The sequence below is a fragment of the Micromonospora endophytica genome, assembly GCF_003236305.1.
Taxonomy (GTDB): Bacteria; Actinomycetota; Actinomycetes; order Mycobacteriales; family Micromonosporaceae; genus Micromonospora; species Micromonospora endophytica.
The window spans coordinates 1-8,034 of record NZ_POTX01000263.1 but is presented as its reverse complement, the minus strand read 5'-3'; the positions used below and the strand labels follow the sequence as shown (position 1 = coordinate 8,034).

Here is an 8,034-nt window from a genome sequence, read left to right as displayed (position 1 = left end):
CCCGTCGGCCCAGGATCGCCGAGCCGGCCCGCATGGCGGCCAGCGAGGCGGCGTCCGGCACCTGCACCATCCGGTCCACCACGGCGGGCAGGAACGACGCCTCGACGGTGGGCCGGCCGATCCCCTCGATCCGGGAACCCCGTCCGGTGCACACCGACCAGTCCGCCGCCTGCCAGGCGGGATAGAACGCCGAGTTCTCCGGGTCGACCACGCAGAGCTTGGTGGGCAGCCGCCGGTAGCGGGCGTACCGGCCGATGGTGGCGCTGGTGCCGCCGGTGCCGGCACCGACCACCACCCAGGCCGGTACGGGATGGCGCTCCAGCGCGAGCTGCGCGTAGATCGACTCGGCGATGTTGTTGTTGCCCCGCCAGTCGGTGGCCCGCTCCGCGTAGGTGAACTGGTCCATGAAGTGTCCGCCGCTGTCCTCGGCCAGCCAGCGGGCCTCGATGACCACCTTCGCCGGGTCCTGCACCAGGTGGCAGCGGCCGCCCTGGAACTCGATCTGGGTGATCTTCTCCGGCGAGGTGGAGGCGGGCATCACCGCGATGAAGGGCAACCCCAGCATCCGGGCGAAGTACGCCTCGGAGACCGCGGTGGAGCCCGAGGACGCCTCCACGATCGTGGTGGCCGGCCCGATCCAGCCGTTGCAGAGCCCGTAGAGGAACAGCGACCGGGCCAGCCGGTGCTTGAGCGAGCCGGTGGGGTGGACCGACTCGTCCTTGAGGTAGAGGTCGATCCCCCAGGGCCGGGGCAGCGGGAAGGGCAGCAGGTGGGTGTCGGCGGACCGGTTCGCGTCCGCCTCGACGGCGGCGATGGCCTCGGTCACCCACCGGCGGCTGGTGTCGTCGCACCGGTCAAGCTGAGTCACGCTCAGGAAGGCTACCGGGCGGCGGCCGGGTGGACCGGCGGAGCAGCGACTCAGGAGGGAGGTGCCACCGGCTGGGGACGGTTCTCCCACTTGGTCGACAGGGCGATGCTGGTCCGGGTGGAGGCGACACCGGGCGTCCGGTTCACCCGTACGATCAGCCGCTCCAGCTCGGCGATGGTGGCCACCCGCACCTTGATCAGGAACGACTCGACGCCGGCCATGAAGTAGCACGACTCGATCTCCGGGATGGCCCGGAACGCCTCCAGCACATCGTCGGTGTCCGCGCCGGAATCCTCCACGACGCTGATCAGGGCGGTCACGCTCAGCCCGATGGTCTCCGGGTCGACCTCCGCCCGGTAGGCGCGGATCACGCCGGCGGCTTCCAGCTTGCCGACGCGTTCGTGCACCGCCGGCGCGGAGAGGCCGACCTGGCGGGCCAGTTCGGCGTAGGACAGGCGGGCGTTACCGCGGAGCAGGTCCACGAGGCTCAGGTCGATGGCGTCCACGGACTGTAGACCCTAGTCGCCGCCGCGTGACACCCGGACTCCGGCACCCGTTGAACATGGCAGCGGGTGACAGTTCGCATACTCGGGGTTGAAGGGTTGGGGCGCCGGTACCATTTACTAACTTCCCACTCAGTGCGTTTTTCGCGTTTGGCGGACAGGCCAGGTCGCTGGTGCTGTAATTGCCATACGTCCCTCATGACGGCTCTGGGCTCGCACCGGCCGGGGGCAGTGTGTTCAGCCGGGGGCTTCGTCGACGCGAGGAGGGGGCTGTGGACACTGGAGATCGCCTGCTGACACCGGGTGAGGTCGCCGCGCTGTTTCGGGTTGACCCGAAGACTGTGACGCGCTGGGCGGCGGCGGGCCGGATCGGCAGCATCCGGACTCCAGGAGGGCATCGCCGGTTTCGGGAATCCGAGGTGCGAGCCCTGCTCGAGGGGGAGGGCATGCTGGAGGAGGCGGACGAGATGGGCCGACCGCGCAATGCGGGCCCAGCCGCTTCCACCGGCCCAGGTCCGGCCAACGCCGGAATGTACTGATTGGTGCGGGATCGCCGACGCGGGCCGGTCCTCAGGTCCGGTCCGCGTACGACGTCGACTGTTCAGGTCCGGTCCGCGTTCAACGTTCCGGTCCAGCGGTGGAAAAGGGTGTGCGGCACGCCGAGCGCGTCCAGCACCTTGCCCGCCACGAAGTCCACGAGCTGCGGCGCGCTGGCGGCGGCTCCCGCGCCGTAGAAGCCGGGGCTGGCCGGCAACACCACCGCACCAGCATCGTGCAACGCGATCAGGTGCTCCAGGTGGCTGCGGGTCACCGGCGTCTCCCGGGGCACCACCACCACCCGCCGGCGTTCCTTCAGGTTGACCTCGGCGGAGCGCTGGAGCAGATCCTTCGACAGGCCGATGGCGATGCCGGCGCAGGCCGCCGTGCTGGCCGGCACCACCGCCATGCCGCGTACCGGATAGGAGCCGCTGCTCGGTCCGGCCGCCAGGTCGCCGGCGGGCCAGTACCGTACGTCCGCGTCGTCGAGGTCGCGGCCCAGCCAGGCGGCCAGGTCCTCGGCCCAGTGCGCGTCTCGGAACGGGCGTCCGGTCTCGTCCAGCAGCGTCAGCCGGGCGGCCCGGGAGACCACCAGGTCGACCGGCTCCCCGGCGTCGAGCAGCCCACGCAGGACCGCCGCGGCGTACGGTGTCCCGGACGCCCCGGAGACCCCGATCACCCATGGTTCGCGCATGCCGCCAGCCTGCCCGTTACGACCTACGGCCGCAGGCCGAGCCGGACAACCAGGTCCAGCAGGGCGAATAGGAACAGCGCGATGCCGACGAAACCGTTTGCGGTGAAGAAGGCCCGGTTCACCCGGCTCAGGTCTGTCGGCGTGACCACCAGGTGCTGATAGCCGAAGGCGACAGCGGTAAGCGCCAGACCGATCCACCAGAGCCAGCCGAAGCCGACAAGCACCCCGAACCACAGGAACAGCGCGAAGGTCACCACGTGCGCGACGGTGGAGGCGTGCAGCGCGAACCGCAGCCCGTACCGGGCCGGCACGCTGTGCACCCCGATCTTCCGGTCCACCTCGGCGTCCTGGCAGGCGTAGATCAGGTCGAAGCCGCCGATCCAGAGTCCCACGGCCACGCCGAGCAGCCAGGCCGGACCGGAACCGGCGAAAGTGCCGGTCACCCCCAGCCAGGCACCGACCGGGCCGACCATCTGGGCGACGCCCAGGATGGCGTGCGGCCAGTTGGTGAAGCGCTTGCCGTACGGGTAGACGATCAGTGGCACCACGGCCAGCGGCGCGAGCACCAGGCAGAGCGGGTTGAGCAGGGCGGCGGCGGCCAGAAACACCGCCAGCGCCACGCCCGCGCCGGTCCAGGCCGTCCGCAGGCTCACCGCCCCGGTCACCAGTTCCCGGTTGGCCGTACGCGGATTCCGCGCGTCGATCTTGCGGTCGAGGATCCGGTTGGCGGCCATCGCGAAGGTCCGCGCCCCCACCATCGCCACCGTGATCAGCAGCAGGTCGAGCCACCGAACCCGCCCCCCGCTCACGGTCATCGCGGTAAGCGCCGACAGGTACGCAAACGGCAACGCAAACACCGAGTGCTCAATCGCCACAAGCTTCAAAAACGCCCCCACCCGCCCCCGCGATCTTGCACTTTCCGTCGGGGCAAAAGGCGCATGTAACGGCATTTCGCCGACCACAAGTGCAAGATCGACGCGCGGGAGGGGTGCACAGGGATTGTGCATAGGAAATGTGCATGAGTATTGTGCAAGGTGTGGGGAGTGAGGAGCGGGGTGCGGCGCGGCGGGTGCGGATCGATAATCGTCAGGTCCGTGTGTTGGCGCATCCGCTGCGTACGCGACTGCTGGGGGCGTTGCGGGTGAAGGGGCCGGCGACGGCCACCACCCTCGCCGAGTTGCTCGACACGAACACCGGCGCGACCAGCTACCACCTGCGGCAGTTGGCCGAGGTCGGGCTGGTCGTCGAGGAGCCGGACCGGGGCACCGGGCGGCAACGCTGGTGGCGGGCCGCGCACGACGTCACCAACTGGGAGAACACCGACTTCGACGACGACCCGGACGCGAGGGCCGCCATCGAGTGGATCCAGGCCGAGCAGGTACGCCACTTCGTCGAGCACGCCGAGCGTTGGTTCGCCGTCCGCGAGCAGTGGTCACCGGCCTGGCGCGACGCGTTCGGCATGAGCGACATCTTCCTGACCATCCCGGCGGCCCGGCTGGAGGAGCTCAAGGCGGAGTTGTGGTCGATCCTCGAGCGCTACCGCGCCGAGGCCGACCCGGACACGCCCGGCGCCGAGCAGGTGCAGATCTTCCTGACCACCCTGCCGCTGCTGCTGGGCAGCAAGCCGCCGTCGAGGGGCACGCCATGACCAGCGCCCTGACCGTACGCCAGGTGCGTCGACGTTATCTCGTCCTGCACGGCCTGCGCTGGCTGCCGGCCGGCCTGGTGATCCCGGTGAGCATCCTGCTCATGCAGGAGCGGGGTCTCACCCTGACCCAGATCGGGCTGGCCGTCGCCGCCCAGGGAGTGGTGGTCCTCGCGCTGGAGTTGCCGACCGGCGGCTTCGCCGACGCACTGGGCCGCAAGCCGGTGCTGGTGGTGGCCACTGTGGTCGGTCTCGTTTCGACCGGGCTGCTCGTGGTGGCGGACTCGTTCGCCCTGCTGGCGGCCGTCTGGGCGTTGCAGGGGGTGTTCCGCGCCCTGGACAGTGGCCCGCTCGAATCCTGGTACGTCGACACCACCCTCGCCACCGACCCGGACGCCGCGTACGAGAAGGGTCTGGGCCAGGGCGGCATGGTGCTCGGCGTGAGCATCGCCGCCGGTGCCCTGCTCAGCGGCGGCCTGGTGGCCCTCGGACCGGTGGGGCCGGTCAGCGCGCTGACCGTACCGGTGGTGATCGCCGCCGGCTTTCAGGGGATCTCCCTGGTGGCGCTGCTGACGTTGCTTGTCGAGCAGCGGCCGGTGACCGGGCCGGGTGCGCTGCGTGCCTCGATGCGGACCGTGCCGCGCCTGGTCGGTGCGGCGCTCGGCCTGCTGCGCCGCTCCCGGGTGTTGCTCGCCCTGGTGGCTGTCGAGTTGAGCTGGGGATTCGGCATGGTCACCTTCGAGGCGCTATTGCCGATCCGGCTGGCCGAGGTGCTCGGCGACGCCGACCGGGCCGGCGCGCTGCTCGGGCCGGGCAGCACCGTGGCCTGGCTCGCCTCGGCCGGCGGTGCGGCGCTCACCCCGCTGCTCGGTCGCTGGCTGGGTGCCGCCCCCGCTGCCGCCGCGCTGCGGATCATGCAGGGGATCACCGTGGTCGGTATGGCGCTGTTCGCCGGCCCGGCCGGGATGCTTGTCGCCTTCTTTGCCTGCCACGCCGTGCACGGCGCGTCCAACCCGTTGCACATGGGACTGCTGCACCGGCAGGTCGACGGCCTGTACCGGACCAGTGTGATCTCGGTGAACTCGATGGTGGCGCTGCCCGCCGCCGCGTTGGGCGGGGTGCTGCTCGGTCATCTCGGCGACCGGGCCGGCGTGAGCACGGCGATGCTGGTCGGCGCGGTGGTGCTGGCGCTCGCCGCGCCGCTGTACCTGCCGGCCTGGCGAGCCGGCCGCCGGCCGAACGGCACGGCCGCCGGTCAGGCAACCGGCACCGAGGTGCCGGCGAGCGAGTCTGGTGTAGCCGGTCAGCCGACGCGCACCGAGGTGAGGGCGAACGAGTCGGTGTAGCCGAGCCGCTGGTAGAGCCGGCGGGCATTGGTGTTGGACAGATGGACGCCGAGCGCCACCACGTCGTACCGCGCCGACAGCGCCCGGGTCATCCCGGTGGTGAGCGCCGCCCCCAGCCCCTGCCTGCGATGCTCGGGTGCGACCGTCAGCCCGGCGAGGAAGCCCACGTCACCACGGGTGCAGTCGGCCCCGCAGGCGATCAGCCGGTCGCCGTCGCGGACGCCGTACCAGTCGACCACTCAGGCCCCTCGTCCCGTCCGTCGAGCGCCTCGTCAGCCAAGATCATGACTGGCGGCCTAGTAGTGGGCGGCGATGATCCACGGTGGAGATTGGCGAGGCGACCGATCGGGTACATCCCGCGCCGACCTACTGGAACCCCCACCGGAGGAACGCCATGCTCGCCATCGCCGCCGCCGCGGTCTTCGGCTTCGCGCTGCTGCTGGACCTGCTGGACACCGATCTCGGTGCGCCGGACCTGTTCAACTGGGACACCCTCGTACTGATCGGCCTGCTGCTGCTCGCGCTCTTCCTGGCCGGCGTGGGCCGTGGCCCCGGCGGCGGCGGTGGCCGCTGGTACCGGGGTCGCCGTCCGGGCCGCGGTTGACCGAAACGGATCACCCCGGGCTCGGCCGGCGGCGCGATTCCGGCGATGCCGGCCAAGCCCGGTACTGTTCTCCTGATGGAGTCTGACGCCCTCTTCACCCTCGGTGAGCCCGCCACAGCACCCAGTGCCGTGACGGGTTCCGGTGGTGTCGGCGGCTTCAGCGCGGTCGGGCCGGACGCGCCGCTGCCCGTCCGGATGCGCCCGGCCGACCTGGATGAGTTGGTCGGTCAGGAGCACCTGCTCACACCCGGGGCGCCACTGCGGCAACTGGTCGCCGGCAACGCGCCCATGTCGGTCATTCTCTGGGGCCCGCCGGGCAGCGGAAAGACCACTGTCGCGCACCTGGTTGCCGGGGCCACCGATCGGCGATTCGTGGCCATGTCGGCGTTGTCGGCCGGGGTGAAGGACGTCCGAGCCGTCATCGACACCGCCCGACGACAGCGGCGCTCCGGTGGTCCACCGACTGTGCTCTTCATCGACGAGGTGCACCGGTTCAGCAAGACCCAGCAGGACTCGCTGCTCGCCGCGGTGGAGGACCGTACCGTCACGCTGCTCGCGGCGACCACGGAGAACCCGTACTTCTCGGTCATCTCGCCGCTGCTGTCGCGGTGCGTGCTGCTCACCCTCCAACCGCTCGACGACGCGGCGGTCCGCGTCCTGCTGCGCCGCGCGGTGACCGACGAGCGCGGCCTGGCCGGATCGCTCACCCTCGACGCGGAGGCGGAGGACCATCTCGTCCGGCTGGCCGGCGGCGACGTCCGCAAAGCGCTCACCGCGCTGGAGGCGGCGGCCGGCTCGGCCGCCGCGCTCGGCAGCGGGCGGATCGACCTGGCCACCGCCGAGCGGGCGGTGGACACCGCGGCTGTCCGGTACGACCGGGCGGGGGACGCGCACTACGACGTGACGAGCGCGTTCATCAAGAGCATGCGGGGCTCGGACGTGGACGCCGCGCTGCATTGGCTGGCCCGGATGCTGGTCGCCGGGGAGGATGCCCGGTTCATCGCCCGCCGCCTGGTCATCTTCGCCAGTGAGGACGTCGGCATGGCCGATCCGGGCGCGCTCGGGGTGGCCACCGCCGCCGCCCACGCGGTCGAGTACGTCGGCCTGCCCGAGGCACAGCTCAACCTCGCCCAGGCCGTGATCCACCTCGCCACCGCACCCAAGTCCAACTCGGCGACCACCGCGATCGGCGCCGCCATCGCCGACGTGCGGGCCGGTCGCGGTGGCCCGGTGCCGCGTGGCCTGCGTGACGCCCACTACGCCGGCGCGCGTGGGCTCGGCCACGGCACCGGGTACCGCTACCCCCACGACGACCAGCGGGGCGTGGTCAGCCAGCAGTACGCACCGGACGAACTGGTAGGCGTGGACTACTACCAGCCGAGCCAGCACGGCGCGGAGCGGTCGGTGGCCACCCGGCTGCCGTTGCTGCGCGGGATCGTCCGCGGGTTGCCTGCTCCCGCGCGCAGCGAAGCGTCGACGGCGAACGGTCGGGCGCCGACGCCGTCCGCAGTCGACGGCGGTCGCCCGACGGCCACCGAGGCCGACGCGGCTGATCAGGTCGGTGACAGCGCCGACAGAAAGGGTCAACAGTGAGATCGCCTGGTTCGGAGCGACCGGAGGACGGCCCGGACGAGCGGCGCGGCAAGGGTCGCCGCTGGGGCCGGGGCAAGTCCGAGGCCGCCCGGGAGGAACCGGGCGGCGGTGAGGACCTCGGCTGGATCGACGACCTGCGTTCGGCGAAGCAGCAGGGTGGCGATCTCGGCCCGGACGGTATGCCGTTGTCCGAACCGCCCCCCGGCCCCCGGCCGGGGCGCGGTTCGGACCTGTCTCTTATACA

General features: G+C 71.5%; 11 protein-coding genes. 6 read left to right on the top strand and 5 right to left on the bottom strand.

Annotated features, from left to right (window positions below; genetic code table 11):
• Both C1I93_RS26095 and C1I93_RS26090 read right to left on the bottom strand, forming a co-directional pair.
• The coding region (locus C1I93_RS26095; RefSeq protein ID WP_111245930.1) for a PLP-dependent cysteine synthase family protein at positions 1 to 868 on the bottom strand (868 nt) is incomplete at its 3' end.
• A 50-nt stretch (positions 869 to 918) separates the two neighbouring features.
• Positions 919 to 1,374, bottom strand: coding sequence for an Lrp/AsnC family transcriptional regulator (locus tag C1I93_RS26090; RefSeq protein ID WP_111245929.1), 456 nt, complete (start codon positions 1,372 to 1,374; stop codon positions 919 to 921).
• A gap of 269 nt (positions 1,375 to 1,643) precedes the next feature.
• Between C1I93_RS26090 and C1I93_RS26085 the strand changes: the two genes are divergently transcribed.
• Positions 1,644 to 1,910, top strand: coding sequence for a BldC family transcriptional regulator (locus tag C1I93_RS26085; RefSeq protein ID WP_111245928.1), 267 nt, complete (start codon positions 1,644 to 1,646; stop codon positions 1,908 to 1,910).
• Between the two features lie 62 nt (positions 1,911 to 1,972).
• On the opposite strand, the gene C1I93_RS26080 is transcribed toward C1I93_RS26085, so the two are convergent.
• Entirely contained in the window at positions 1,973 to 2,602 is a 630-nt protein-coding gene (locus C1I93_RS26080; RefSeq protein WP_111245927.1) for a UbiX family flavin prenyltransferase, read from the bottom strand.
• Between the two features lie 23 nt (positions 2,603 to 2,625).
• A complete protein-coding gene (mqnP, locus tag C1I93_RS26075) occupies positions 2,626 to 3,552 on the bottom strand; it encodes a menaquinone biosynthesis prenyltransferase MqnP (RefSeq protein WP_111245926.1) in 927 nt (308 codons plus the stop codon).
• Between the two features lie 68 nt (positions 3,553 to 3,620).
• Between mqnP and C1I93_RS26070 the strand changes: the two genes are divergently transcribed.
• A complete protein-coding gene (locus C1I93_RS26070; RefSeq protein ID WP_111245925.1) occupies positions 3,621 to 4,250 on the top strand; it encodes a helix-turn-helix domain-containing protein in 630 nt (209 codons plus the stop codon).
• Positions 4,247 to 5,593 (top strand): MFS transporter, encoded by a 1,347-nt coding sequence (locus C1I93_RS26065; RefSeq protein ID WP_111245924.1) that lies wholly within the window; start codon positions 4,247 to 4,249, stop codon positions 5,591 to 5,593. The genes C1I93_RS26070 and C1I93_RS26065 overlap by 4 nt, the downstream gene beginning before the upstream one ends.
• Here the strand turns inward: C1I93_RS26065 and C1I93_RS26060 are convergent.
• Positions 5,551 to 5,832: a GNAT family N-acetyltransferase gene (locus tag C1I93_RS26060; protein WP_111245923.1), complete on the bottom strand. Its 282-nt coding sequence runs from the start codon at positions 5,830 to 5,832 to the stop codon at positions 5,551 to 5,553. The genes C1I93_RS26065 and C1I93_RS26060 overlap by 43 nt on opposite strands.
• A gap of 155 nt (positions 5,833 to 5,987) precedes the next feature.
• Between C1I93_RS26060 and C1I93_RS26055 the strand changes: the two genes are divergently transcribed.
• The 3 genes from C1I93_RS26055 to C1I93_RS26045 all read left to right on the top strand — a co-directional run.
• Positions 5,988 to 6,197: a hypothetical protein gene (locus C1I93_RS26055; RefSeq protein WP_111245931.1), complete on the top strand. Its 210-nt coding sequence runs from the start codon at positions 5,988 to 5,990 to the stop codon at positions 6,195 to 6,197.
• A 75-nt stretch (positions 6,198 to 6,272) separates the two neighbouring features.
• Entirely contained in the window at positions 6,273 to 7,790 is a 1,518-nt protein-coding gene (locus tag C1I93_RS26050) for a replication-associated recombination protein A (protein WP_111245922.1), read from the top strand.
• Positions 7,787 to 8,034 (top strand): hypothetical protein (locus tag C1I93_RS26045; protein ID WP_220039602.1); only part of this gene is annotated, 248 nt, incomplete at its 3' end. The genes C1I93_RS26050 and C1I93_RS26045, both read left to right, overlap by 4 nt.

Coding starts and splice junctions, on each gene's coding strand:
- C1I93_RS26065 (WP_111245924.1), top strand. CDS start 4,247: ATGACCAGCGCCCTGACCGTACGCCAGGTGCGTCGACGTTATCTCGTC.
- mqnP (WP_111245926.1), bottom strand. CDS start 3,552: ATGCCGTTACATGCGCCTTTTGCCCCGACGGAAAGTGCAAGATCGCGG.
- C1I93_RS26070 (WP_111245925.1), top strand. CDS start 3,621: ATGAGTATTGTGCAAGGTGTGGGGAGTGAGGAGCGGGGTGCGGCGCGG.
- C1I93_RS26050 (WP_111245922.1), top strand. CDS start 6,273: ATGGAGTCTGACGCCCTCTTCACCCTCGGTGAGCCCGCCACAGCACCC.
- C1I93_RS26080 (WP_111245927.1), bottom strand. CDS start 2,602: ATGCGCGAACCATGGGTGATCGGGGTCTCCGGGGCGTCCGGGACACCG.
- C1I93_RS26055 (WP_111245931.1), top strand. CDS start 5,988: ATGCTCGCCATCGCCGCCGCCGCGGTCTTCGGCTTCGCGCTGCTGCTG.